The sequence below is a fragment of the Candidatus Protochlamydia naegleriophila genome (assembly GCF_001499655.1).
GTDB classification, from domain to species: Bacteria; Chlamydiota; Chlamydiia; order Chlamydiales; family Parachlamydiaceae; genus Protochlamydia; species Protochlamydia naegleriophila.
On record NZ_LN879502.1, the window covers coordinates 1143596 to 1168932 of the forward strand.

A 25337-nucleotide genomic window follows, 5' to 3' on the forward strand; every position below is an offset into this window, starting at 1 on the left:
AAACTTTTAAAACCTATTCACAATGAAAGAAGTGAATAGCTTCTAAGATAAAAAAACTTGAGGGAAAAGATAAATTGTATGTTTATCCAGATTAAGTTTAGGACAATAAACTTGCAACTGAGATTTAATCGCCTGTTCAGTTTGTTTTAACTGTTCATAGGAGGATGCTTCCACAATAAACAGGCCAATGTATTCCCTTTCTTGCCAATAAGCCTGTGTTAAGGGCGTTTCGAGCTGCCAACGCTGTTTTAGGGTTTGCGATCCCTGACTTAGGTGAACGGCAATTTCACCCTGCAATAAATAGCCTAAAAAGATGCGGACTTCGAGTGATGACATGAACCAACTTTATAAGAAATTTATGCGAAATTTATTAAATAACAAGTTTACCCTGATAAGTTGTAATTAGCTGTACAATTCATTAAGAAGGTGTTTAAATCTTCTTGGGCGGAATTATGATTGAGAGCATGCTGTCTCGATGGAATCCTTTGAATGTCTTCGGACTAGAGATGGAGTATGAAGATCTCATTCTTCACCCACTGCAGCCTAATGAAACGTTAATGCAAGACAGTCGGGGATGCATCCATCGTCTTAAAGTTCCTTCCAAATATTCTTCTACATGGGAGATCATTGTCTTTTGGATTCAAACCCACCTTAATAAAAGTGGCCATTTGGATGCAATCGATAAGTTACTCTCTAATTTTGAGACGAATACTTTGCAGAGCTCATTTTTGGTGTCCAAAGAGTTTAAGGTCATCAAGGCTAAGTTGGAATGCCTAAAATCTTTGAAAAATGACTATGCTTTTCATTACCTTCACGTTGGCAATCCGCAAGCCATCGAACGCCGTCTAAAAGCTATCGAGCAAAAAGCGCTCTCAATTTTCGAAAATAGTGTGCAAAAAACGGCTTACGAGCAAGAAGAAGAGCGTAAAAAGGCCTTTTTGCAGTTTAGGGAAGAAATCGATTGTTATCTGGCTCAATTAGCCAAAGATCATCCCTTAAATCTGCAGAAAATAAGAGTTTTGCTGCTTGCTTCTCCCCAACATTTAATCAAACTCTTTGAAGATCACATCGCCTATACTCGGAGTCGCTTGCAAAAGATTGAGGCGTTTGCGGATCAAGTCGACCAGTTGAAACAAGATCATCAAGGAAAATTTACCATTCCCTTTCTTAAAGAACAGCTGAGGCAGCTGCGCATAAAATTGAGAAGAGAAATGGAGAATATCAGTCTTGAAATGAATGTCTTGATTGACAATCTCAAGATTAGCTATCGCATGGCGACTTTTAAAGAGGTGATAGCCGAGCTTTTAATCAGCCTCTATGTCGACCCCGAAGGAGTTGGAAATGTGAGAAACGGATTGATTGAGGGAAACTTAACTAGTCAAATCGAGCGAGTAAAGAGGCGATTGACAAAAGAGATCGAGCACCCAAGGTTGTAAGCTTTACCCATCCGATTAACCCCAAGTTTTTGGTTCATCCACTCTAATTTAAAACAGGACTAACATCCTGATTAATCTTTCTTATACCTCTTGCAGCCTCTTTTTTAAAGACCGCTTAAAGTGCGGAGCAATGGCTTTCATTAAACGGTGATCGGTTGCGTGATCTAAGTGTTCGATAAGCTGTTCGCCGGTGTGTTGAATATCTGCTAATGGGGTTGGGATGAAGCGTATTTCATGGTTGTGTGGGGTGGAATAATATCTTTCGTACATTGAAACAAATAAGCTGGTTAAGAGGTAAATGTCGGCATAAACCTCCTCTTTTTTACTCTCCTCTTCTGCCTGCTTGACGTAGACTTTTAGCTTGTTTAAGAGGCTTTCTTCGGTCCAAAAGAATAGAAGAATTTCTTCAGGGTGGATCCACTTGAAATCTGGCGGTGTATAGGGATCGTCATGGGTTGAATGCAATAAATGATAACTGTAGAGCGTATAATAGGCCGAATAAATGAAGAGCTTAATGCCGATTAAGATGTGCGAAATTTCAAAGTTTGGGTTGATGCGAAAAAGGGGATCGGGAGTGACCCCTCCATGAACAATCTTGCGCCTAACTTCATAGAAGTCATCGACCCATTTCCAGAATATTTCTAATGGTTTTGAAAACTTCAAATGAAGGAGGGGACGCACCTTGTGTTTAAAGTCGGCAGTTACCTGCTTGTCGTTGATGTCAAATAAGGCCTCAAAGCTCGAAGCCAGGAAAATGACATCTTCTGGTTCGAATAATTCTTCTGAAAAATGGAGCCCTTTTTCAACTAAATTCACAAAGCGTTGAAAGAAGCGATCAACGAGATAGCGGATCGAGCGAATCAGCCTTTTATAGGCGTGAACGATGGTAGAATCCATGGGAGGGGTGTTTTCTTCGTAAATGGCCGAAAGTGTTTTACCCAGCCCCTTGCAAATCTCTTGATCAAAAAGGTTAATGCAGACCGTCTCTTCCCGGTAAGTCTCGTTGATATAGAGGTTTTCCCAATTTTGCCGCGCTTGAATGAAATCTAGCGAGGAAGGGATGATTTTTCGAAAGGCATTGAAAGAAGGGATTTCATTGCTGTAGTAAAGATCGCGAAAGATGCATGCGAAATAGAGAAGGTAAAGTGAGTCGATTAAGACTGCCTCTCTTTGGCTTTGAGGAACGTAATTGGAAATGGAAAGGCAGGTTGTTCCGGCAAGATTCAATTTAATCGTATTGATCCATTTAATTTTTTTCTCGCCACTTTGTGCTTTAATTTGTCCAATAGATGCCATATACGCTTCAAAAGCTGCATGATACTCTTTTTCGACGTATTGAGTATATTTAGATGCCGGCCAGAAACGAACGGGGCCAATCTGAATGCTCGCTTCTTGTGCGAGTTCGACGAATGGAAGGCATGCATAGATTTGATAGTGTGGGGAATCTTTTGTCATGGCCATCTCCTTCAATGAGCTTGACCTATCTTTTGCAAATAAGATGCCAACTTTTTTTGATCATCATTTCCTGCAATAGACTAAATGATCTGGGAAGAATGCATGGTAAATGTTTGTGAAAATGCGCGAAATGAGAAAGGCAGACCCAAAGGGTCTGCCTTTCAGAGAACTGATTCAGAGAATCAGAGTCTTAGTTCACAATCAAGCTTTCTTCTTGTGTGATCGGATTCTTAATGAAATCCGAGCTTACTTGTACTTTAGGACGTAGGTCACCGCGGCCATTGGCCTTAACTGTGACATAGTATTCAAGTGTTTGACGAGGAGCTAGATTTGGGAATGGAGCAAATGTTACTGTTTGTCCATTCAACTGTGCAGCAGATGCGCCAGATGCATTGACTGGGGCTAATTCTGCTGGGAAGTTGACAACAACGTTAACATTTGAATCATACTCTTGACCTTTGTTGGTGACAACAACTTTAAAGCGGCTTGTCTCACCGACGCAGATTGGGTTATCTGAATTTGTGATGCAGATATCAAGAGCTGGACGTCCTTTCCAATGTGTACCAAATTCGCAGCAAGAGTTGCAGCCTTCACAGTTTGTGAGGTTGACTCTGTTTACGAAGTAGCCAGGTGTGCAAGTTGTCAACGTGATGTTGAATGTTACTTTTTCACCAGCTTTTAACTCTCTGAGCTTCCAAACTGCTTGTTTGCCGCAGATGTTAGCGCCAGGAGCTGTCACGATGCTTGTTGTAGAAGGAGCCATATCTGTTACGACAACTTCATGCAAGGACTTGTCACCTGTGTTAACAACTGTGATTTGGTAGTCAGCATTTTGGCCAATAGGTACTTCTTTTGGTCCAACTTTTTGACACTCAACTTGGCAGCAAGCAACACATGTGCAAGCTTCGCAAGATGTTTGGTTTGCATTGCAAGCAGATACGATCGCTGTGTTGCAAACATTTCCACGACGGCATGCATTGACGCAGAAGTTAACTTTCTTCGTTTGGCAAGCTTCTAGTGTGCCTAACTTGAAGTTAAGTGTTCTTTGGCCGCTGGCATGTTCTACACCTTCTGGGAGATTGTCTGTGACGACAACATCTTCAGCTGGGCATGTACCGATGTTTGTAACTGTGATTGTGTAATTGATTGGCTCGCCTGGGCCAACTTCAGCTGGAGCGCACTTCTCGCAAACGAGAACTGGTTTTGCACACAAGAGAGCGCAGAAGGCAACTGGTGTTGCTTTTACGCAGAAGCATGTGCAAAGATCGCCTTCTCTTTCACTCTTCAACCAGATTCTGGCTGGGATAGTTTGGCCTTTATTGATGCTGCCAAATTGCCAAACGAGGTTACGACCTTCCATTCTAGCTTCAGGCTGGCTTCTCATATAAGTAACGCCTTCTGGAAGCGTAGTTGTCAAGATAACTTCGCAAACATCGCAGCAAGCTGTGATTTCGAGATCTAAAGGATATTGATCACCAAGGATGCACATCTTTGGGTTTTTCGCTCTGACTGTTACACCATTGCAAGAGCACTCGCCTGATGGGCCAAATTTACATGGCTTCAAAGGAGCTGCACACTTAGATGGGCAATTGTCTACAGGAGGGCAAACTGGCTTGCATGGAGGAGGACATACAGGTTTGCATGGCTCTGGTGGGCAAAGAGGTTTGCATGGCTCTGGAGGACAAATTGGCTTACATGGCTCTGGTGGGCACATTGGTTTGCAAGGTGGCGGACATACAGGCTTGCAAGGTGGTGGGCAAACTGGTTTGCATGGTGGAGGACATGGCTTTGGTGGGCATGGCTCTGGGCAAACTGGCTTACATGGAGGAGGACATGCTGGTCTGCATGGCTCAGCCATTGGTCTTGGAGGAGGACATACTTGTTCGCATGGCTCATCGCAGATTGGTCTTGGTGGAAGACAGATAGGTTTGCAAGGCTCTGGACAAGGCTTGCATGGAGGCGGACATACTGGCTTGCATGGCTCGCAAACAGGAGCGCATGGTTCGCAACAGTCATCACTGTAACGGTTTGAACCGGAACAGCCTGTCCAAAGAAGTGCCGAAACACCTAAAAAAACCAACGAGGCTAATATCCCTAGTTGTTTTCTCATTAAAGACTCCTTGTGTTAAGGTCTTGGTTGTACGAAGATTTTTTAGATAATTCTTTTTGACTTTTAATTTTCGCGTCAGTATCGTTACATGCCCTATACAATTCATTGAATGGTTTGGCTAAGAAAGAGTGAGATGAATCGACCATTTCTAAACCCCTATTGCCACTCATGATTCGTATTTGATTGCGAAACAGTTAATCAGGTGTCGTGTGCACGTTGAATACTTCGCATTCACATAGGACTCATCAGTTGGATTAACGTGAGCTTTAGTGTTCGACTCTTTCAATTCACACAAGTCCTTTTTTTGCCAATTTATTTAGGCTTTATATAACTAAGCAGAGAGGTTGCCCCCTCTGCTTTTAGGTTTCGCATGCTATGGCACGCAAATTGCATGTTAGTAGCAGCACTCGTTGTCGTAGTATCTTGGCTCACACTTAGGAGGGCATACTGGCTTTGGACAACATGGTCTTGGTTCGCAGCAACGTGGCTTTGGTGGGCATGGCTCGCAGCATGGGTCGCGATCGCAGCAGCAGCTAGATAAAGACATAACCAAAGCTGCCAATACGCTGAAACCTAAGATTTTTTTCATACAAGAACTCCTGTTAGTTTTTAGAGTTTAAAGGATAACTTTTCGTTTTCGTTTCTTATTACCCCTTCCTAGATCGACTTTTCTCTTCATGCGGACATGTTGATCAGGTGTCGTCTAACAAAAAAGGATTTAACTCCTTTAAATACCCCTTAGGAATTAATTCTTCCAGAAGATTTTTATTATCAAGCTTTGGTTTTGAATAAAATAATGTTTAAGTGGTTGTGATCCAATCCGATAGAAAATATTGCAGAGTGTAAAAAAAATCTTGCCGTAATGGTATAAAAAAAACTTGATAAAAAAAGGGAGAGGGGGTGCGGAGTAATCCTGATGAGGACGTTTTTTGCTGAATTTTATTATAAGTGCGTAAAAATCATTCGTTTGGCGAACGGAGGATGGATCCTAAGTCTTAAGCCGTCCTTGCCAGCCTAATTTTTCACGCAAGGTGGAGAAATAGTCATGCCTGGATAAGCTTACCAGATTGAAGGTTTGGTTGGAAAGGTGAGCGGTAAATACTTCGTCGGTAGATAGACTAAAGCTTGCTATGCCGTCGGCAGAGACTTCTACGGGTGGAAGGGCACTTAGATAGCGCACCTGGAGGGATTTTTTTGGCATCAGCACAATGGGGCGATTGGAAATGGTATGCGGGCAAATAGGGGTCAGGACAAAAGCGTTGAGCTCGGGTGTTAAAATGGGCCCTCCGGCTGCAAGCGAATAGGCTGTCGATCCACTGGGTGTGGAAATAATCAATCCATCTGCTGAAAAAGTATTGAGATAGCGTTCATCTACATAAACGGCAAGATCGATCAGGCAAGGGTTTTGAGCGCGATGAATGACGACTTCGTTGACTGCAAAGCAGTTTGATCCAGTTGTTGTGATTCCCTCCATCACCATTCTTTTTTGCACATGGTAATGCCCATTTAGCAGGTCTTGGAGGCTTGGATAAATGTCGTGGAGAGGAATGTCGGCTAGAAAGCCCAGGCTACCTAGATTGATTCCAAGCAGAGGAGCTTGGAGAGTCGGATGGCGATGAACGAGGCGTAAAATGGTACCATCTCCGCCTAATGAAATGCGAAAATTAATCTGGTCTTGATTGACTTGTGAGAGGGGATCTGCGCCGATTGTTTGAGTGTGCCGATCTTCAGCAACCACTCGCACACCTTTTTCAGCCAAAAATTGGCAAATTTCGGTGGCAATCTTTAGAGAAGAGTTTTTGCTTTCATTGGGAAATAACGCAATCATCATAAGCTTACGGCTACCTTAGAGAATGTCTTGAAAAACCCAGAAAAGTTTTCAAGACATTTTTCCCTTTTATGCTGCTTTTATATATTAATGGCTTGAGAAGAGCCTGTGAGTGCTAAATTAAAATGGGATTGAATTTGCTTAACAATCTTCTCAGGAACCAATCCTATCTCATTTAATAGATCTTTGTTGCTTCCGTGGTCTAAGAAGGTTTCGGGAATTCCCAAATTCAAGACTTGAACTTGGTTGAATCCTTGCTTCATCAAGAAATTGTTGACAATCGAGCCCATTCCAGCGACTACGCAGTGCTCTTCAATAGTCACAATCTTGTTATGAGTCAAAAGTAAGCGGCAGAGAAGGTCTGCATCGAGGGGCTTTACAAAAACAGGGTCTAATACAGTAGCTTCGATGCCATTTTCGGCGAGCAAGTCTCGGGCTTTTAAGGCTGTTGCATTCATGTGCCCAAGCGCAATGATGAGAAGATCTTTTCCTTCAACGAGGACTTCTCCCTTGCCAAGCTCTCTCTCTTTAATCGGCTCATTGGGCTCATCGGTTGCTAAATTCGGGTAACGAATGGCTACAGGCCGCTTCCATGAAAAGGCAGACTCCATGAGTTCTTTTAAGACGTGGCCGTTGCGCGGCTGAGTAATAATCATATTGGGCATTGCATTGAGGAAGGAAATGTCGTAAATGCCATGATGAGTTGCACCATCTGGGCCTGAAATACCGGCCCGGTCAATTGCAAATACAACAGGGAGTTCTTGGAGGCAGACGTCGTGAAAAAGGTTGTCAAAAGCGCGCTGCAAGAAAGTTGCATAAATCGATGTGACAACTTTCATTTTCCTTCCATAAGCGATCCCTCCTGCATAGGTAACTGCATGGGACTCGGCTATTCCAACATCTAAGCAGCGCTCGGGAAAGGCTTTCATAAATTCATCAAGGCAGGAACCTGCCGACATGGCCGGAGTGACTGCTACAACGCTTGGATCTTTTTCCGCCATTTTTAAAAGGTGGGTTCCAAATACTTTAGGGAAAGTTGGATTGCTTGTCGGGTTTGGCAGAAATTTTCCCGTATCGCGGCTAAAAGGCTTGGCTCCATGGTAAGATATAGGATTTTTAATGGCTTCATCCATTCCTTCGCCTTTTCTCGTTAATACGTGAATGACGACTGGCCAGGTTGAATCTTTGACTCCTTCGAGTACATCGACGAGTTTTTTCACGTCATGCCCGTCAATGGGGCCAATATATGACAAGCCATATTGTTCGAAATAGGCGGCTGGGCTTACAAGGTTCTTTAAGGATTCGGTGATTTTATGCCCTTGCTGCGAAAGAAGGGGACCATAGCTTGGGATTTTAGAAACGATGGTGTCAAGTTCCTGATAAATCTTGTTGGTTGTTGGATTGCTTAATAGGCGGCTTAAAATATGGGTGATGGCGCCTACATTTTTAGAAATAGACATCGCATTGTCATTGAGAATGACAATAAAGCGTTTGAGATCCCTTGAAACATTGTTAAGCGCCTCTAAAGCTAAACCACAGGTCAGCGTGGCATCGCCAATGATTGGGACAACGTATTCTTGTCTTTTAGTTAAATCTCGATTTTTGGCAACACCCAAAGCTAATGAAAGGGCTGTTCCGGCATGCCCTGCATGAAAGTGGTCGTGAGGCGACTCTTTTGGGTGGCAAAAGCCGCACAATCCTTTGAATTGCCTAATTTCGTCAAAGCGGTCATTGCGGCCGGTTAGAAGCTTATGCACATAGGTTTGATGGCTCACGTCCCAAATGAATTTATCATCTGGGGAATCGAACACTTTGTGAAGGGCTAAGGTGAGTTCAACTACACCAAGATTAGAGGCTAAGTGCCCCCCATTGACGGACAACACTTCAATGATGCGATGGCGGATCTCAGAAGCTAATTGATTGAGTTCTTGAATCGATAGATTTTTAATGTCTTCAGGCGAGTTAATTGAGGAAAGAAAAGCTTTTTTCATTCTAAAATCCTTCGTGAGCTCTTATTGGTTGGTAGAAGAGAAATCATCTCAATAGATTGAAATAACTAAGTGCTATTCAATCTTGCCAGCCTAGCAAATGTGACTTTGCTATGATCATCCACAAAACATCTGAAATATAAGCTTTTAAAGCCTCATCTGTTAAATGATTGGCAAAGGCTTAAGACCTAGTCGCAATCTTTTAAAAATCAAAGCACGGAAAAAACGCATTTGTCGGATGTTTTGTGCTTATGCACATCTTCTGTTTGAATTTTACGGTTATTCTGAGAATAGCGATTAATTAAAACTAGAGGCAATTATTCTAATTCATTAGCAAGGCATAATTCAACGTTTTTTTGCTGGAAAATGTCTGTTAAATTGCAATAAGTCCATAATTGACAAAAAGTAATTCTTGAGATTTTGATAGGGTGTAAAAACAAAGCCTGGAAGATAAGCGATTAAGCACTCGGAATTTTGTAATCTTGCACGAGAGGCTTATCGTCACTGCCAATTGCCAGCTCTCCACTTCGGTTTTTAACAAGAATTTCAATTTTGCGCTCTGCTTCGTTTAAACGTTTATTGCAAATCGCTATTAATTGATCAGCTTCTTCATAAAGCTTAAGAGATTCATCTAAGCTGATGGTTCCACCATTCATGCGTTCGAGAATTTCTTCTAGGCGAGAGAGAGCAGTTTCGAAGCTAGTAGAGTCTTGAGGAGTGTTATTATTCACGGGGGTGCACTTCATTGATTGTAATTAAGGCTTCGCCATCAGACAATAAGAGTTTGGCTTGTTGTCCTTTTTTAAGCTTATGGACTGAATTTATAACGAACGACTCTTTTTCCGCAAATAGAATGCTATAGCCTTGTTTCAAAAGATTTTTTGGATCGATGGCCTTTAATAAATTATTAATATGCAAGAGCCTTTGTTGATAAGATAGATGACGCTCTGTAATAAATTGATCGATGCGCTGCAAGTATCGTTTACCATCGATGAGATGGCGCCTTTGAAGGCAGTGATGCGTCCAGGCTTGCTGCAGCCGATACTCATCGTGCTGAATTTGCCTTTTGGCCTGCCAAATGCGATCTTGCAGCCGCTGGGTTAATACTCGATTCCAATCGAGAAGCCGACGGCGTAGATGCTGAATTTGATTGATAGGCTTTAAGGCCAAGGCTTGCCGCATGCATGATTCTAAGCGATGCCTCTTAAAACGGATGATTTGCTCCATGCTGTAGGTTAAATCTTCTCGCGAGTCGTCCATTTTTTGCATGCGCCATTCGAGAAGAAGGCTGGGCTGTGTGAAAAAAGGATGCCGACTCAATCCTTCTAAGCGGTAGCGCCCTTGCTGCATAAGGTTTTGAATTGATTGCTGCATCCGTTTTTTGAGCGTTCTTAAGTGCTCAAGCTGCTGCCCTTTCTCGGCAATGACTATTTCGGCTGCTGCTGATGGAGTGGGAGCACGCACGTCTGCTACATAATCGGCAATACAATGGTCGGTTTCATGGCCAACAGCACTAATGATTGGAATGTCGCTGTTATAAATGGCTTCGGCTACAACTTCTTCGTTAAAGGCCCACAAATCCTCGAGGCTTCCGCCACCTCTTCCAACAATCAAAACATCGGCCAATTGATAGTGGTTAAACTGCTTGATGGCCTCTGCTATTTCTTTAGCGGCTCCCTCACCTTGAACTTTGACGGGATTTAAAATAAGTTGAAAGCCTGAAAAGCGGCGAGTCAAAATGTGTAAAATATCTTGAATGACGGCACCCGTCGGACTCGTAATAACACCAATTCTTTTTGGAAAACGGGGAAGAGGCTTTTTATGCGCAGACTTAAACCAGCCTTTTTGATGGAGTTTGATTTTTAACTGCTCAAGTTTTTGCAATAACTCGCCTAATCCCATGTAGGAAAGTTCACGCACAATCAGCTGATAATTTCCTTTAGGGGGATAAACGCTGATTTCACCTTTGATCATGACATGGTCGCCCCCTTTTGGCATCAATCTAAGTGCTGATGCCTCTCCTTTGAACATCACTGCCGAAATTTGAGCATTGGCATCTTTCAGCGAAAAGTACAAGTGGCCAGAAGTCTGTATCTTGAAATTAGAAATTTCCCCTTGCATGTAAATAAAAGGAAACATCGATTCTAAGCTTAGCTTGATCGCTTGCGTAAGCTGGGTAACAGTTAGTAGAGGAGCTTGTTGCGAGCCATTTTCCATAAAAAACTACGAATTAAAAAAATTAAAAAATGTGGGTACCCGCGCTAGAGCGAGACAATCATTCTAATTTGAAAGTATCCGGTAAGCAAGGATAAGTTTTTATTCAGTTATTCAGCAATCGTAAGTAGGTGCGATTCGCGAATCATCTTTAATAAGAGCTTCTTTAGCTTTTTGGCTTATACTGGACTTTTAATAATTGATAAAAGAAATCTTGATGTAAAATTTAATTGTTTGGTTTATGTGTGGTTTTTGTGTTAGCTGATATTATTAATACCTGGGCCGTAGATTCTCTCTTTTCTGAGATTGATTTGTTTTTAATTTTTATATTAATTTTTATAAGGAAATTTTTATGCAACCCTTGCCGAACAATTTTTCAACTTCATTTAATCCATCGAATGTTCCAGAAAGAGGTAGCGGCCGGCCTTCAAGCGGCAAGACTTCCTTGGCCTCAGTCGTTAAGGTTACGAATTCAGCTCTTCCTTTTGATATACCTCCTAAGAAACGAAAATATTGTGCGATGGAAGGTGCTAAGAGCTCAGTAACGAGCCAGGAATCCCAGGAGATGGCATTCTACCCTTCTGAGGGTCTGGTATTGTCACCGAAGAAGTCTAAGCATTTTGAAGATTCTTGTGAAGAAACAGTTGGGAAGGGTGCGATAGGCTCAAGACGATCGGAGGAGAGGATTTTAGGATTAGTCGATATGCATAGGGTATCTAAAATATCTACTAAAAGCATTGAGAGCGGGTATGGGGAGATGCTTCTCAAAGATGGTTCAGTTTATAGGGGACATTTTTTTGGTCATCGCTTTCATGGAGAAGGAGTGATGACTTATTCGAGCGGGGCTGTTTATAGAGGAGTGTTTGTTGAAGGCATACCTCATGGCAGTGGGGAATTAACCTTTTCCAAGAGCATTTATACGGGTGATTTCGTTTTGGGTAAGATGACTGGTAAAGGGACATTTACGTATGAAAATGGATGCCGCTTCGAAGGCGAAGTGATTGATGGCGTGCGGCAAAAGGGGACTTTGAGCTATCGCAATGGAACTGTTTACAAGGGGGAGTTCGAAGAAGATGAGCCCAACGGACAGGGAACGATCATGTATTCTAATCAAATTAAGTATGAAGGGATGGTCAAAGGAATGGGGCTTGTCAAGCATGGCTATGGTAAAATAACCATGCCTGATGGAGCTGTCTACGAAAGAGAATTTATAAAAGGCAAAGAGCAAAGTTTTGCGACTGTTTATTATCCGGATGGGTCGCATTATGATGGGGAGATGCGCGGCCTTAAGAAGCATGGCAAAGGCAGGCTTTTTTATCCCGATAGCACAATTTTTGAGGGGCAATTTGAAAATGACTTGCCAGTGACAAGTGGACACTTAAATTTGCCAAATGGATCTTTATACGATGGGGACTGTCTAAACGGAAAACCCCATGGTGAGGGGGTCTTAACTTTATTTAATAAGCATAAGTTTTGCGGTCATTTCTCTGAAGGGATTCTTTTGGGCAAGGGATCCCTGGAAATGGCGGATCGGGAAATTGTGGGTATTTTTCATGGCACTCAATGTCCCATCAAGGGACTTGTGATCTTTTCCAATAAGGACGTATACGAAGGCGATTTAAAAAATGGCAAAATGCATGGCTCTGGTACCTTTACAAGCAAAAAAACAGGCTTAAGCTATCAGGGGCAATTTAGCGAAGATCTTATGCATGGGGAGGGGTTATTGATATATCCTAACGGAGATACTTACCAAGGCTCTTTTGTTAAAGGAAAAAGGCATGGGAAAGGGGTTATTGAGAAAAAAGGCGACCACCCTTCTATCTATACAGGGCTATTTGAAGATGAAAAAATTAAGGGGCAAGGCTTTCTTGCTTATCCCAACAACGACTGGTATCAGGGCGTTTTTGATGAAGCTGGCCTTTTGCAAGGAAAGGGGAGTTGTTGCGTAAGCAAATCTAGCTATACGGGCGCATTTGAAAATGGCTTGAAGCATGGATTTGGGAAAGAAATAGTGCCGGATGGCACTATTTATGAAGGAACTTTTGTGCATGGTCATATGGTGCAAGGTATGGTCACATTCCCTAAAGGAGTGGTTTATAAAGGAGCTTTGCAAAAAGGACTATTTCATGGAAAGGGAACTCTTCAATCTGCGGACTATCTATATGATGGGGAATTTGTTGAAGGGCGGAAGCATGGCAAAGGGAATATGCAATTTGCCGACAAGAGAAGTTATGCTGGGGAATTTAAGAATGACGGCATGTATGGCGGGATCATGACTTATCCTAATAAAAATACCTATCAGGGTGAATACCTTGACTTTCAAGCATCTGGGCAGGGCGTCATGCATTTTGCTAATGGCGATGTATTTACTGGGGAATTTAAATCTGACCAGCCTTGCGGGAGAGGGGTCTATAAAACGACGCACGGTCTCACTGTCGAAGGATTTATTTCTATTGAATAATTCTTTAGAAGGCTGCCTCTATGCAGCCTTCTTTTTGCGTCTTACAAATAAATTGCTCAACTCAATTGTTCTGTCTGCTGATTAATTTGTTTGGGATTAGGAATTTTAATTATTTTTTTTATTATTTGATGAGATGTTAATTAATTATTGAAATGTCTTATAGGATGTAATAAATATTTAGTTTACCGTTACTAGCAATATAAGTGGCAATACAAGAGATTGTTTCAGAGAGGCAGGCCTTATTTGTTGAAAGGACGCATGGAAAAGCGGTCGAAGCACCGCTTGATGACGATGCGATGTTTGACGAGGAACTTTTTATCGGTGAAAATGACTGGATAGCTGCTCCTTTTTGACTGAAGCTTTTGCAAGTGGCTAGAATTTTGTAAGAGGCTCATGGGTTAGGTTCGGCCAGGAAGAAAGAGTTGGTAGACTTCGAATTGGAAGCCTGTCAGATTCTCTTAAGATTGGATTTGATTTACAAAATCATCAATATCCTTTAAATGCGAGGACGCAAAATTGCTTGAATTTCTTCTTTGGCTAGATTACAATTTTTTCTTAAGATTTGAGAGTTAAAGGAGAGCGTTTGATGGTTTCATTTCACCGTCCCGTGGTCATTACAGGTAATTGGAAAATGTATAAGACCATTCAGGAGGCTCAGTCTTTTGTGAGTCAGCTTATTCCTGTCGTTGAAGAAGATGACGTGGGGGTTTGGTTAGCCGTTCCCTTTACTGCCATTTATTCTCTTGCACAAGAAGTTCAAAAAACTCCTTTAATGATTGGGGCGCAAAATATGAATGATGCGTCTGAGGGAGCTTTTACAGGAGAGATCGCTGGTAAAATGTTGAAGGAGGCGGGAGCTTCTTTTGTTTTATTGGGGCATTCTGAGCGCCGTCGCCTTTATCACGAAGACAATGCTTTTATCAATCGTAAGGTCAAGCGGGCTTTAGAAGCCGGATTGAGACCCGTCTTATGTGTTGGAGAGACCCTGCAAGAATATGAGGCCGGCGAAACGCAGCATGTGATTCAAACGCAACTAACAGAGTGTTTAAAAGAGTTGGCTGCAGAGCAGTTGAAATCCTTAGTCATTGCCTATGAACCTGTTTGGGCCATAGGTCATGGCCAAAGTGCGACCCCAGAGATCGCACAAGAGGTGCAGAGCTTTTGCCGCCAAGTGATGGCGGAACAGTTTTCTTCGGAATTGGCAGAGCAGCTTGTGATCCAGTATGGAGGATCGGTGAATACTTCTAATGCTAAAGAATTGTTGAGTCAGCCCGATATTGATGGTCTTTTGATCGGAGGAGCGTCACTTTCTCTTGAATCTTTTATTCAAATTGTGAATGATAGTAAGTCAAAAATTCAATCTCAAGGTTAAGCAACTATGACGTTTCTATACTTTTTTACTATTGCCCTTTTCTTGCTTGTTTGCGTCTTTCTGTGTACAGTGATTTTGATGCAAGAAAGTAAAAGTGCAGGCTTAGGTGCTTCTTTTGGTGGCGATTCTAGCGAATCTCTTTTTGGAACTTCGACAGCAGATGTCTTAAAAAAGTTTACAGCCTGGTTGGCTCTTGTGTTTTTGGTAGCTTGCATTTTGCTGTCATTATGGACAACTGCTTTAGGTCACTCAAAGGCCAATGCACCTGCCTTTACAATGGACCACATCGAGTCTAACTAACTCTGTCAAGAACGGCAAGTACCCCATTGCCGTTCTTTTTTTTCTTCCAATTTTCTTTTCCGCATCGATAGGCCTAACCCGCAAGGATATTGTGATTCTCCCTCGTTCCTTCTCTCTGCACAATTTTTTCTGGATTCTATCCCTCTTCGCTTAACTGGTTTTTGAATCACTTCGAGAAATGCAAATGGCCAAACGCCCTTGAATGCACAAGGTATTTGGCCATTATTGCGTGAAAGGAAACTAGGCGAAACTAATTTTTAGAATACTTTTTCTTGATTGCTTTTAGGTGTTGTTCGAGCTCCTTCTTACGTCTTGGTGGGAGGCGGTCGATATAGAGAACGCCGTTAATATGATCATTTTCATGCATGACCACGTGTGCATCGAATCCGACAAATTCTTCTATAAAAGGATTGCCTTCGAGATCGGTGGCTTGGATGGTGACTTTTAACGGACGAGAAACTGTCTCGCGAATGCCTGGAATCGACAGACATCCCTCCTGACACTCCCATGTTTCTGGGCTATAAGCGACGATTTTGGGGTTGATGAAGACTTTTAATTTTCCCGGTAGGACCGTATCATCGTCTACGTAGCGGGGAATGCAGGTGATAAAAAGTGCGAGGGACTGATGAACTTGAGGCGCTGCCAAGCCACAGCCATCGTTTGCTTCCATCGTTTCTGTCATATCGATGATGAGCTGACGAATGGTGTCGTTAATGTCTTCTACGGGCGCTGTTTTTTTGCGTAGAACGGGGTCGCCGAAATAGGCTAAGGGAAGTTTCATAAAAACTCTTGGTAAAGGAGATTAATTATTGTGCTTATCATTATAGCACAAATCCCTTCTCAATTCAATTCATTCGCATTAAACGGGTTTAAGCTCTAATTGAGAATAGGTGAAGCAAAGCGGTTTTTAGGTTTTTAGGGTAAGCAGGCTAGGGCAAATCTGGCTTTTAAGATTTTTTATTGAGTTTATACAATTGAACGCGCACATTGAGCAGTATTTGATGCGCAATTTCCAATTTTAGATGTCTCTCAAGGAGTTTACAGTGTCTGTTGAGCAATCGATTTCTTCTGAATGTACTCTCTGCCAAAGCCCTCTTTTAGCCTCTTCTTACAGGGATGGAGAACTGCCTTTTTGCTGTGCAGGATGTCAAGCGGTTTATCAAATTTTAGCCAGTCAAGAAGCGCTTGTAAACCCTCAAGAGCATCCTCTTTTTCAACAGGCCCTTCGCTCTGGCTTAATCGCAAATCCCGCACTTCTGGAGCAAATCAGGCAAAATAAGGAAGAAGCGCAAGAGGGTAATAGCGAAAAGCTCCATCTTGAAATTCAAGACATGTGGTGTCCTTCCTGTGCCCAAGTGATTTGTTTGACTCTCCTTAAAGAGGCTGGAATAAGGCGGTGTGCTGTGGATTACACAACTGATCTGGCATCGATCGAGTATGCTCCTTGTTCCATTTCAAAAGAGAAGATCCTTCGCTTGATTACACAGTTGGGATATCGCCCCGCCTTTTTGCATGACCCGCGTCAGCAAGCAGTGAGCCGTACATTGTCGCTGCGCATGGTCATTGCGGCCTTTTTTTCGATGAATATCATGATGTTTGCCTATCCAATTTATGCGAGTTACTTTTATGACGATACAGATGGCTACCCAACCTTATTTGCATGGCTCTCTCTCTTAGGTTCTTTACCCGTTTTAACCTATAGTGCGTGGCCTATTTGGCGCCGCTTTTATACAGGAGCGCGTGTGGGGCTGTGGGGAATGGAATCTCTTGTCGTTTTAGGGGTTGCGGCTGCAACTGGACTCTCTATTTATGAATTGTGGCGAGGCAGTCCCTATGTTTATTTCGACTCCATGACAGTCATCATCGTTTTTGTTTTGCTCGGCAAAATGATTGAATCGAAAGCAAAATTCTCAGCCAAAGATTCCCTGCTTCATTTAACGAGAGCCTTGCCAAGGCGTGGACGGAAACGACTAAAGTCAGGCCAAGGGCAGTTTGTGCCATTGAAAGAGATTCAAATAGGCGATTGCCTCATTGTGCTTAGCGGTGAAAAAATTGTGCTAGATGGATTGGTCGAAGAAGGTGAGGGGATTTGCGACGAGTCCTTGATGACAGGTGAATCTTTGCCTGTTTCCAAACGACCAGGCTTGTCTGTCCTGGCTGGAACTGTCTTGCAGCAAGGCCATTTAGTTGTGAAGGTGACTGCGACGGCGGAAGAGACAGCCCTTTTCCACATCATAGAAATGGTTGAACACGATATTGGCCATAAATCGCATTATGTGCGGGCGGTTGATCCAATCGTTAAGTGGTTTGTCCCGTTTGTTCTGGCTTTAGCTGTTGGTGTATGTGCCTATTGCTTAGCCTTTGATGTTAGCGATCAAGGGCAAACTTCTTTGCAAACAGGAATCATTCGCGCGGTTTCTGTGCTGCTCATTTCATGTCCCTGCGCAATTGGGATCGCAGCGCCATTGGCAGAGTCTCAGCTGCTTAACGCCTTGGCAAAGCTTGGCATTATTGTGCGCAATCGGGGCAGCTTGGCTTTCCTTGGCAAAGAGACAACTGTTGTTTGCGATAAAACAGGCACAATCACAGAAGGTAAATACACTGTTTTAAATGGACTGGAAACCCTTTCTTTCGAAGAAAAGCGCTTGTTAAAGAGCTTGGTCTCCTGTTCTAACCATCCAGTTTCCGCAGCGATCGACCGATCACTTCTTTGCCCTGCTATGAGCATCGAAAAAAAAGAGGAGGTGATTGGAAGAGGAATCAAAGGAGAGCAAGGCTTAAGTGTGTATTTGCTCGGATCTGCAACCTTTTTAGAGCAGCAAGGGATAACTATATTGCCATGCTCCGACAATGCGCAAGCAGAAGCGCAGACAGTTGTCTTTTTTGCTCGTGACAATAAGTGCTTGGCAGCCATTCGGCTTGGCGATCGCATCAGACCCGAGGCTAAACAGCTTGTTCAGACTCTAAGCGATGCCAAGGTGTTGCTTGTGTCAGGGGATGCCTCACAAGCCGTTGAACAAGTTGCTCGCACTTGCGGGTTTCACGCTTGGCATGCAGGCTGCCATCCCTTGCAAAAAAGAGATTTAATCGATAAGTTAAAAAAGAATGATGAAATTGTCGCCATGATAGGGGATGGAATCAATGATGCCCCGGCTCTTACAGCCTCTCATATAGGAATAGCCGTCATGTCGGCGACGGATATCTCAATTCAAGTGTCTGATCTCTTACTGACAACAGATCGCCTTCAAGCGATTTCGACGCTGCGCAAAATGGCAAAAAAAGGTCAGTCAATCATTAAACAAAACCTTTTTTGGGCATTTTTCTATAACTGCGTAGGCCTAGCATTAGCCCTATCGGGAGCTCTAACCCCCCTCTTTGCTGCCTTCGCCATGGTGGCTAGCAGCTTAATCGTCTTGTTTAATGCGAAAAGGATCTAGGGCGTGTCAAATTCCCTACATTCAACCTACCTGGAAATAACTTGAAATTTAGGCGATTAGCAATAGACACGTCCAAGCTTGAGCAATGTTTTTATCAAAAAAACAATATGAAAATTATTTTATTAACATAAAACTCACGATTTAAAACGATTGTAGTTGAGTATTAGTCATCTATCATTAATATTGAAATTTCAATGCAAATTGATTAACAAGGCTCTTAATTATATTTGAAGCTGCTTTTTGATTCCTTCGTTTGTAACCCATTTAATAGAATTTTTGTTTAGTGGCGCTGTAATCAAAAATAAGGAGGCTGCAATGAATTCTTTTTCTGGTATCGCACCTTTTCCCATTTATCATATTAATAATCACACGTTAATACAACAGCCGCAAAAAGGCTCTTTTGTGAAGATCATGATCAATCAAGTATTGAAAGATCCGGCATGTATCGAGATATGGATGGCTAAACTTTTTCAAGAAGAACAGGCTGTGCACTATTTTTCTGGGTTTGTCGATGGTATGCGAAGAGAACTCCAAAATCCCATTCTTTTATCAAATCATTTAGAGGCTTGTGTCAATCAAATAAAATCAAAAGAGCTGCCCATTGTTCGCACTGTTTTCATGCATCAGCCTCTTGTAATGGGTCATCTTTTGCTAGCCTTGGGAACGGATGTGCGCAAAAGTTTAATTCAGCAGCTGATTAAAATCATGACGCCTAGCGAATGGAAAAATGCTTTTGAGAAGATGCTGGAAGAGGCTAAACGAGAGGATGGGTTGACCTATTTTCAAAAGCGAGGTCGTTTTGTCGCATTCGTAGAGGTTTTGAATAGAAAGCAAATGAGAGGATTAATTCGGTTTTGCGCCGGCAATTTGCCAGAAGATTGCTATGCGATTTTATTAGCCGCGTTGAATCCGCAATGGACTAAATTTGGCTTAAACAAATTTGCAGAACAGGGGTCTTTAGAAAACTTTGAAGGCGGTTATCAAGTACTCATTGATGCTCTATCCCAGGAGCTGCCCTACGATGTTAAATTGGAAGATATTTTGAATCATATCCTCAATTCTTACTGCAATCAGAATAAATTGAAGCATTTGACGGACCACTTTAAGTCTTTGAGTGCTAAGAGCCGTGTCAATATGTTGAGTGTCATGTCTTACAATCAGAGAAAGACTGTTCTTGCCCAAGAGTGTCATAATGTGCTGCTGTTATGCAATTGGTTGGATGAATTGTATGAAAGAAAAGGGGACTATGATGAACGCAAAGACCTTTTTCGAGTTTTTTATAATCGCATTGTGAGAGAGAGCAAAAACGATTTTTTGCAAACTCTTGAAGCCGTTGATTCGCAAGCTCTTCTTTTCATGCTTGTCTGCCTAGAAACCAAGGAGATAGAAGATTTCTTGCTAAATCGCAGTGCGAGCGGAAGAACGAAATTGTTTTCGAGCTTTAAAATGGACTCGACTACGCGAGATTTAATAGAGGAAGTCAGCCAGAACGGAATGGATGATGAGGAGGCTCCAGAGAGCATAAAAACGCTTCTCTACTCTGTCATGGCATTAGACATGACTACAGAGTTAATCGATGTTGATGGAGGCATTTCAGTAGAAAATTGTCATGAGTATTTGCAACTCATGGCAAATAGTGTTGAGGACTTAGAAGCTAATTACATCTCTTTTATCACAAAAATGCCCCCTTTCTTGGTCGGGATTGCTTGTAGCGATCCTGCCTATCGAGCGACTTTTTTGAAGCTGGCTAGGCATTTGACTGATGAGCAGTTAAAGTTTTTGGTTATATCGATTGACGGCAACCAAGCTTATAACATTATTCATCCTCTCATAGCAAAACTTCGCACAGATCAATTTAAGACCATTTTAGAAGCTTTTTCAGAAGAGCAATTGGTAGACTATGCCGACAAGAGGGTTTTTCTTCTGCAAGAGACCTATGCTGACTATAAGCTTAAATTAAATCAGCTGCTCTGCAGTTTGGATAAGGGCATTAAAGATGGGAAAATGATTTCCTTAGCCCAATATGAAAGTTATCAAAAGAGTACCCGAGAATTAGTGAGCTTAGGGCGTACAAGCTTTGGCTTTTCTGTCAATAGATTGATGAGATATCTCGAGACACTCGGCAATCGCTATCCTCATCCAAATACCCTCGAGAGCCTAAAGGAGATTATTGAAGAGTATGAAGCTAGAAAAGGTTTGTTGGAAGGACGTGCCTCGCTTGTTTTTAGTCGTTTGGAAGCGGTCGAAAAATTAATCAATCCAAAGGAGCGCCAAGAAGAATACGATCCTTTTACCTCTCTTTATGAAGGCTTTTGGAGTAGCCTTCCAAAGAAAGTCATGGAGCCTGTCGGCATTTTTCCAAACAGTCCAACAGGGGTTGAAAATTTGGGTCAATTACAATTGGTTGGCATTAAGACGGACTGCGATTTGGGCTATCTTTTAATTTCCAAGGATCGGCAAGTCTTCATTGAAAAATTAAGCCATAAAATACGGGGGTTATTTACCACTCTGGTGCCTCAGACTAACGAATGGGAGATTGTATGGAATAAACTTTTTAATCCAGCCTATTCAATTAAAGAGGCAAACGCGTTTCTTGAAGAGCTTCTTCAATTTTTCAATTTCGACTTGCCAGAAAAAGGCAACATCAAAACATTTTTTATTGAAATCTGTGGCGAATTGATCAAGATTGATTACCTTCCCTTTAAGCAAAAGCGTTTTCTGCAAAAGACTTTGAATAAGTTGAGCTCTTCGTCGGTTCCTAATTTGACACCCATTTGCACTTCTTTGACGGCAGAAAGCTTAAAAATCATTCGAAGACGGCAAACTATTTTTTGTTTACAGTATTACCTTAAGCAAGGAAAGGAATTAAAAGCGGCTTGGGAAAAGTTTAGAGAGTTAGGGTGCTATACGATTGAAGACCTGTTTAAGAAGAAGATTTTGACAGCGCAATGTCAAATTCTGAAGTTGCCTGAAGCGGCTGAAAAGCTAAAGATGTAAATTGGCTACTAGCAAGAAAAGCCTGGAAACAGGCTTCTCTTGCTAAATATTCACTTAATCCCAGTTGAGGATAACCTTGCCAGACTGGCCGGAAAACATGGTTTGGAATCCTTTTTCATAATCGTCAATAGGAAATTGATGGGTAATGATCGGAGCCAAGTTGAGGCCGCTTTCTAGTAGGTGGACCATTTGATACCAAGTTGAAAAGATTTCTCGTCCGTAAATGCCCTTAATAGTCAGCATTTTAAAAATAATGAGATCCCAATCGATGGCAGTTCCCGGAGGAAGGATGCCTAGAAGAGCAATATTACCGCCATGGCGTTACTTTTCAGTTAAAGTTGCTAGTCCATTGGGATGACCGGACATTTCCAATCCGACTGTAAAGCCATAGTCAATTCCAAGAGAACGCATGGCTTCATCTAAAGAGGTGTTTTTAATGTTCACTGCATGGGTCGCTCCCATTTTTTTTGCTAGATCTAAGCGATAATCATTGAGATCTGTAACGACAACATGACGTGCACCAGCTTGGCGGGCAACTGCGGCAGCCATAATACCGATCGGTCCGGCTCCTGTAATGAGAACATCTTCTCCAACCAGATTAAACGAAAGGGCCGTATGGACAGCATTGCCATAAGGATCGAAAATCGCTCCTAAATCATCGGAAACAGAAGCTGGTAAGGGGAAGACATTTTCGGCTGGAAGGACAAAATACTCGGCAAAACAGCCGGAACGGTTAACTCCCAACCCTTTTGTATGCATGCATACGTGTTTGCGACCCATCCGGCAATTGGGGCATTGGCCACAAACGATATGACCTTCTCCACAGACTCGGTCTCCCTCTTTTAAGCCTTTGACATTTTTGCCAAGGGCTGCAATTTCTCCCATGAACTCATGGCCAATTACCATGGGGACTGGAATTGTTTTTTGTGCCCAAGCATCCCACTTGTAAATGTGAAGATCTGTTCCGCAAATGGATGTTTTGCGCGTCTTAATCAGGACTTCATGATCACCTACTTCAGGCATTGGAACTTTTTCCATCCAAAGTCCCTCGGTGCGTTCTCTTTTGACTAAACCTTTCATAGTAACCTTTTATAAAATTATCGTTTAGGTGTTTAAATAAATGAGAATTTTAAACTATCAACTCATTTTGCCAAAATTAAATCATCCCCTGAAGCTAAACTAGTAAAAGCATTTGCAGATAAATAATCGGAGAAAGTAGAAAAGGACTTTGCGTCATTAAAGCTCAAGTATAAATGTAAGCATCAAAAAGATTAGTGAAAAGAGGAATGGTGCTAATACTTAATAATGGAGGCAAGAGTCGCTGAAAAATCAGATAGAGTCTGTCCTAAAGTCGTTCGTTTTTCTTTTTCAGATAATAAAGCCTCCATCTTTAAAAGAGGGAGGAATATCGATCTTTAAAACGAGAAGCCGCATGAGATGCTTTTCTTGAGTCAGTTCTTGGCTTGGGGCACCTTTAACACTTGCACGAAACAATGTCTGCGCATCTTTAAATAAAGCATCCAGGTAAATGAGCCTTTGACGATTCGTCTGCAAATACTGAAACTGATTGCAAGCTTGGATTGTCAGCTGGCAAAAGCGCGAATTGTAGTAAAAATTGCAGAAAAAGGGATCTCGCCCTTCTCTTTCGCATTCTAAAAGGGGAAGGGCACGGCTCTTGTAAGATAATCTCTTGAAGAATCTTCTTTTATCCTGTTCGAGAGACACGAGCCCTTCTAGTCTTTCATTAACCTAATACTCAATGATTTTTTTTTGGACAGTATCTTTTAAAATCTCTAACTCTTGACGAGCATTCTCAATTTCTTGGATACGCTTCTTGGACCAATTCGGAATGAAAAGGGAACCGAAGAAATCAACCACTTTATTCGCCTTGTAAAGAATAGATTCGTTTGAATTTTTAAATTTTTCCTCTTGGCGAAGAAGTTTGGTGATTGAGATCTGTAAGGATCTTAAAGATTTAAGGCTGCTTTGAGGATGATGCTCAATAAAATGAGTAATGGATTTAAAAACCTTAGCCATGGTCGGCTGCTGAAACTGAGACTGAATTCCTCTTGCTAACTCTTCTTTTTCTGGATCGCGCGAATAGCGAGTAAGCGCCTGTTGAATAAATGACATACGCAATTTCAAATCATTTTGACTCATATTAACTAAAACATTAAACCTTAAAATTTTATTATAATCAAAATTGATTAAAATTTAAATGTTAAATTGTTTTATTTAATTAAAAGATTGAGGTGATTCAAGAGAAATCGTTGTGAAGGGACGTAACTCATGAGGCTCCTGCATTTTGCAAGAGCCTCACTAAGGTTAAATAAGCGGGATTAAGGTTTGGGATCCTCAATTTGGCAGGCTAGGAAATGACCTTAAGGTCTTTGCCCACTTTTTCGAAGGCTTGAAGGGCTCGATCCAAGTCCGCCTGCGTATGGTTGGCGCACATTTGAGTGCGAATGCGAGCTTTTCCTTGGGGAACGACGGGATAGGCAAAGCCTATGACGTAAACACCTTCTTCGAGCATGCGAGCAGCAAATTCTTGTGCGAGCTTAGCATCTCCCAGCATGACGGGAATAATGGGGTGGGAGCCAGGAACGAGGTTAAAGCCAAGGCTTGTCATTCGTTCACGGAAATAGCGACTGTTTGCTTGGAGGCGCTCGCGTCTGTCGTCTGAGCCTTCGATGAGGTCGAGCACTTTTAATGAAGCGGCGGCGATGCTTGGAGCCAATGTATTGGAGAACAGATAGGGGCGGGAGCGCTGCCGTAGCCAGTCGATCAGGGGTTTGCGTCCGGAAGTGTAGCCGCCCAATGCGCCTCCAAGTGCTTTACCGAGAGTTCCCGTTATCAAGTCGACGCGTCCCATGACATCGCAAAATTCTGATGTGCCCCGACCTTTGGCTCCCATGAAGCCAACTGCGTGGCAGTCATCAACCATGACGAGAGCTTGATATTCATCGGCTAAATCGCAAATGGCATGGAGATCGGCAATGGTTCCGTCCATTGAAAAGACCCCATCGGTCGCAATCAAGCGGAAGCGGGAGTCTTTAGCTTCTTTAAGCTGTTCTTCCAAACTCTTCATATTGTTGTTGTCGTAGCGCAGACGTTTGGCTTTACATAGCCGGATTCCATCAATAATGCTGGCGTGATTTAACGCGTCGCTGATGACGGCATCTTCTGGTCCAAGCAGCGTTTCAAAGAGGCCTCCATTGGCATCAAAGCAAGAACAATAAAGGATCGTTTCATCTGTTCCCAAAAAATGTGAAAGACGTCTTTCTAACTCCTTGTGAACCGTTTGTGTGCCGCAGATAAAGCGGACTGAGGAGAGGCCAAAGCCATAGTGAGAATAACTTTCCATCGCTGCCCGAATGACGGAGCTGTGATTAGCAAGGCCTAAGTAGTTGTTGGAGCAAAAGTTTAACACTTTTTTGCTGCCTGCAACGGTAATTTCTGCATCTTGCGGTGATGTGATTTCTCTTTCTTGCTTATATAAGCCCTGAGTTTTAAGTTCTTCTAGTTGATTTTCAATATGTGTAAGAAATGATGTATCCATAAAGTACTAGGGGTAGTTGAATCAAGCGCTAGGCTGATTCACGGGTTCCTGTGAATGTTTGAGAAGCCTAACAGGTATTAGACAAGGTACAGCTGTTTTTCGCAACTTTTTTCTTGAGAACTAAAAAGCTTCTAAGTGCCTTCTAAATTGACATGATATAAGTAAGTTTTTAGGGAGGCT

Annotated in this window: 19 protein-coding genes and 1 pseudogene; 8 read left to right on the forward strand and 12 right to left on the reverse strand. The window is 42.4% G+C overall.

The window, feature by feature from the left end; translation table 11 throughout:
* Nucleotides 1-42: 42 nt before the first annotated feature.
* Nucleotides 43-336: a hypothetical protein gene (locus PNK_RS04680; protein WP_032125425.1), complete on the reverse strand. Its 294-nt coding sequence runs from the start codon at nt 334-336 to the stop codon at nt 43-45.
* 116 nt (nt 337-452) lie between these two features.
* Between PNK_RS04680 and PNK_RS04685 the strand changes: the two genes are divergently transcribed.
* Complete coding sequence (locus PNK_RS04685; RefSeq protein ID WP_059060606.1) at nt 453-1436, forward strand: hypothetical protein; 984 nt, start codon at nt 453-455, stop codon at nt 1434-1436.
* An 81-nt stretch (nt 1437-1517) separates the two neighbouring features.
* Here PNK_RS04685 and PNK_RS04690 read toward each other — a convergent pair whose 3' ends face one another.
* Nucleotides 1518-2891, reverse strand: coding sequence for a hypothetical protein (locus tag PNK_RS04690; RefSeq protein ID WP_059060608.1), 1374 nt, complete (start codon nt 2889-2891; stop codon nt 1518-1520).
* A gap of 190 nt (nt 2892-3081) precedes the next feature.
* Nucleotides 3082-4380, reverse strand: coding sequence for a COG1470 family protein (locus tag PNK_RS04695; protein WP_231909298.1), 1299 nt, complete (start codon nt 4378-4380; stop codon nt 3082-3084).
* Between PNK_RS04695 and PNK_RS13740 the strand changes: the two genes are divergently transcribed.
* Nucleotides 4373-4915: a hypothetical protein gene (locus PNK_RS13740; RefSeq protein ID WP_231909299.1), complete on the forward strand. Its 543-nt coding sequence runs from the start codon at nt 4373-4375 to the stop codon at nt 4913-4915. The two genes, PNK_RS04695 and PNK_RS13740, sit on opposite strands and share 8 nt — an antisense overlap.
* A 1074-nt stretch (nt 4916-5989) precedes the next feature.
* Here PNK_RS13740 and PNK_RS04700 read toward each other — a convergent pair.
* The 4 genes from PNK_RS04700 to xseA form a co-directional block, all read right to left on the reverse strand.
* Nucleotides 5990-6832 carry an NAD(+)/NADH kinase gene (locus PNK_RS04700; protein WP_032125428.1) on the reverse strand — a complete coding sequence of 281 codons (843 nt, stop codon included), beginning with the start codon at nt 6830-6832 and terminating at the stop codon, nt 5990-5992.
* A gap of 77 nt (nt 6833-6909) precedes the next feature.
* The gene (locus tag PNK_RS04705; protein ID WP_059060610.1) at nt 6910-8820 is read right to left on the reverse strand and encodes a 1-deoxy-D-xylulose-5-phosphate synthase; all 1911 of its coding nucleotides are present in this window, start codon (nt 8818-8820) and stop codon (nt 6910-6912) included.
* A 455-nt stretch (nt 8821-9275) separates the two neighbouring features.
* Nucleotides 9276-9548, reverse strand: a complete 273-nt coding sequence (locus PNK_RS04710) for an exodeoxyribonuclease VII small subunit (protein ID WP_032125430.1) — start codon at nt 9546-9548, stop codon at nt 9276-9278.
* Nucleotides 9541-11034, reverse strand: a complete 1494-nt coding sequence (xseA, locus tag PNK_RS04715) for an exodeoxyribonuclease VII large subunit (protein ID WP_032125431.1) — start codon at nt 11032-11034, stop codon at nt 9541-9543. The genes PNK_RS04710 and xseA overlap by 8 nt, the downstream gene beginning before the upstream one ends.
* A gap of 349 nt (nt 11035-11383) precedes the next feature.
* Here xseA and PNK_RS04720 point away from each other — a divergent pair, with 349 nt between their 5' ends.
* The 4 genes from PNK_RS04720 to secG all read left to right on the forward strand — a co-directional run bounded on the left by PNK_RS04720 (nt 11384) and on the right by secG (nt 15164).
* Nucleotides 11384-13492, forward strand: coding sequence for an MORN repeat-containing protein (locus PNK_RS04720; protein ID WP_059060612.1), 2109 nt, complete (start codon nt 11384-11386; stop codon nt 13490-13492).
* 203 nt (nt 13493-13695) lie between these two features.
* Complete coding sequence (locus PNK_RS13345) at nt 13696-13845, forward strand: hypothetical protein (RefSeq protein ID WP_158021703.1); 150 nt, start codon at nt 13696-13698, stop codon at nt 13843-13845.
* A 233-nt stretch (nt 13846-14078) separates the two neighbouring features.
* On the forward strand, nt 14079-14864 hold the full coding sequence (tpiA, locus tag PNK_RS04725) for a triose-phosphate isomerase (protein WP_032125433.1): 786 nt from the start codon (nt 14079-14081) through the stop codon (nt 14862-14864).
* Nucleotides 14865-14870: 6 nt separating this feature from the next.
* On the forward strand, nt 14871-15164 hold the full coding sequence (secG, locus tag PNK_RS04730) for a preprotein translocase subunit SecG (RefSeq protein WP_032125434.1): 294 nt from the start codon (nt 14871-14873) through the stop codon (nt 15162-15164).
* 250 nt (nt 15165-15414) lie between these two features.
* Here the strand turns inward: secG and def are convergent, their stop codons facing one another.
* Complete coding sequence (def, locus tag PNK_RS04735) at nt 15415-15945, reverse strand: peptide deformylase (protein WP_059060613.1); 531 nt, start codon at nt 15943-15945, stop codon at nt 15415-15417.
* Between the two features lie 262 nt (nt 15946-16207).
* Here def and PNK_RS04740 point away from each other — a divergent pair, with 262 nt between their 5' ends.
* Both PNK_RS04740 and PNK_RS04745 read left to right on the forward strand, forming a co-directional pair.
* Complete coding sequence (locus PNK_RS04740; RefSeq protein WP_231909300.1) at nt 16208-18601, forward strand: heavy metal translocating P-type ATPase; 2394 nt, start codon at nt 16208-16210, stop codon at nt 18599-18601.
* A gap of 315 nt (nt 18602-18916) precedes the next feature.
* A complete protein-coding gene (locus PNK_RS04745) occupies nt 18917-21598 on the forward strand; it encodes a hypothetical protein (protein WP_059060617.1) in 2682 nt (893 codons plus the stop codon).
* 54 nt (nt 21599-21652) lie between these two features.
* On the opposite strand, the pseudogene tdh reads toward PNK_RS04745, so the two are convergent.
* The 4 genes and pseudogenes from tdh to PNK_RS04765 form a co-directional block, all read right to left on the reverse strand.
* A pseudogene (gene tdh, locus PNK_RS04750) lies at nt 21653-22678 on the reverse strand (L-threonine 3-dehydrogenase).
* A gap of 288 nt (nt 22679-22966) precedes the next feature.
* A complete protein-coding gene (locus PNK_RS04755; RefSeq protein ID WP_032125438.1) occupies nt 22967-23323 on the reverse strand; it encodes a hypothetical protein in 357 nt (118 codons plus the stop codon).
* A 24-nt stretch (nt 23324-23347) separates the two neighbouring features.
* Entirely contained in the window at nt 23348-23758 is a 411-nt protein-coding gene (locus PNK_RS04760) for a hypothetical protein (RefSeq protein ID WP_032125439.1), read from the reverse strand.
* Nucleotides 23759-23966: 208 nt separating this feature from the next.
* Complete coding sequence (locus PNK_RS04765) at nt 23967-25157, reverse strand: glycine C-acetyltransferase (RefSeq protein ID WP_032125440.1); 1191 nt, start codon at nt 25155-25157, stop codon at nt 23967-23969.
* Nucleotides 25158-25337: the final 180 nt, after the last annotated feature.

Bases quoted from the DNA above. Each gene is read 5' to 3' on its own strand.
- PNK_RS04760 (WP_032125439.1), bottom strand. From the start codon at position 23,758: ATGAGTCAAAATGATTTGAAATTGCGTATGTCATTTATTCAACAGGCG.
- PNK_RS04705 (WP_059060610.1), bottom strand. From the start codon at position 8,820: ATGAAAAAAGCTTTTCTTTCCTCAATTAACTCGCCTGAAGACATTAAA.
- PNK_RS04690 (WP_059060608.1), bottom strand. From the start codon at position 2,891: ATGACAAAAGATTCCCCACACTATCAAATCTATGCATGCCTTCCATTC.
- tpiA (WP_032125433.1), top strand. From the start codon at position 14,079: ATGGTTTCATTTCACCGTCCCGTGGTCATTACAGGTAATTGGAAAATG.
- PNK_RS04685 (WP_059060606.1), top strand. From the start codon at position 453: ATGATTGAGAGCATGCTGTCTCGATGGAATCCTTTGAATGTCTTCGGA.
- xseA (WP_032125431.1), bottom strand. From the start codon at position 11,034: ATGGAAAATGGCTCGCAACAAGCTCCTCTACTAACTGTTACCCAGCTT.
- PNK_RS04745 (WP_059060617.1), top strand. From the start codon at position 18,917: ATGAATTCTTTTTCTGGTATCGCACCTTTTCCCATTTATCATATTAAT.
- PNK_RS04695 (WP_231909298.1), bottom strand. From the start codon at position 4,380: ATGTGCATCCTTGGTGATCAATATCCTTTAGATCTCGAAATCACAGCT.
- PNK_RS04700 (WP_032125428.1), bottom strand. From the start codon at position 6,832: ATGATGATTGCGTTATTTCCCAATGAAAGCAAAAACTCTTCTCTAAAG.
- PNK_RS04720 (WP_059060612.1), top strand. From the start codon at position 11,384: ATGCAACCCTTGCCGAACAATTTTTCAACTTCATTTAATCCATCGAAT.
- PNK_RS13740 (WP_231909299.1), top strand. From the start codon at position 4,373: ATGCACATCTTTGGGTTTTTCGCTCTGACTGTTACACCATTGCAAGAG.
- PNK_RS04680 (WP_032125425.1), bottom strand. From the start codon at position 336: ATGTCATCACTCGAAGTCCGCATCTTTTTAGGCTATTTATTGCAGGGT.
- PNK_RS04765 (WP_032125440.1), bottom strand. From the start codon at position 25,157: ATGGATACATCATTTCTTACACATATTGAAAATCAACTAGAAGAACTT.
- secG (WP_032125434.1), top strand. From the start codon at position 14,871: ATGACGTTTCTATACTTTTTTACTATTGCCCTTTTCTTGCTTGTTTGC.
- def (WP_059060613.1), bottom strand. From the start codon at position 15,945: ATGAAACTTCCCTTAGCCTATTTCGGCGACCCCGTTCTACGCAAAAAA.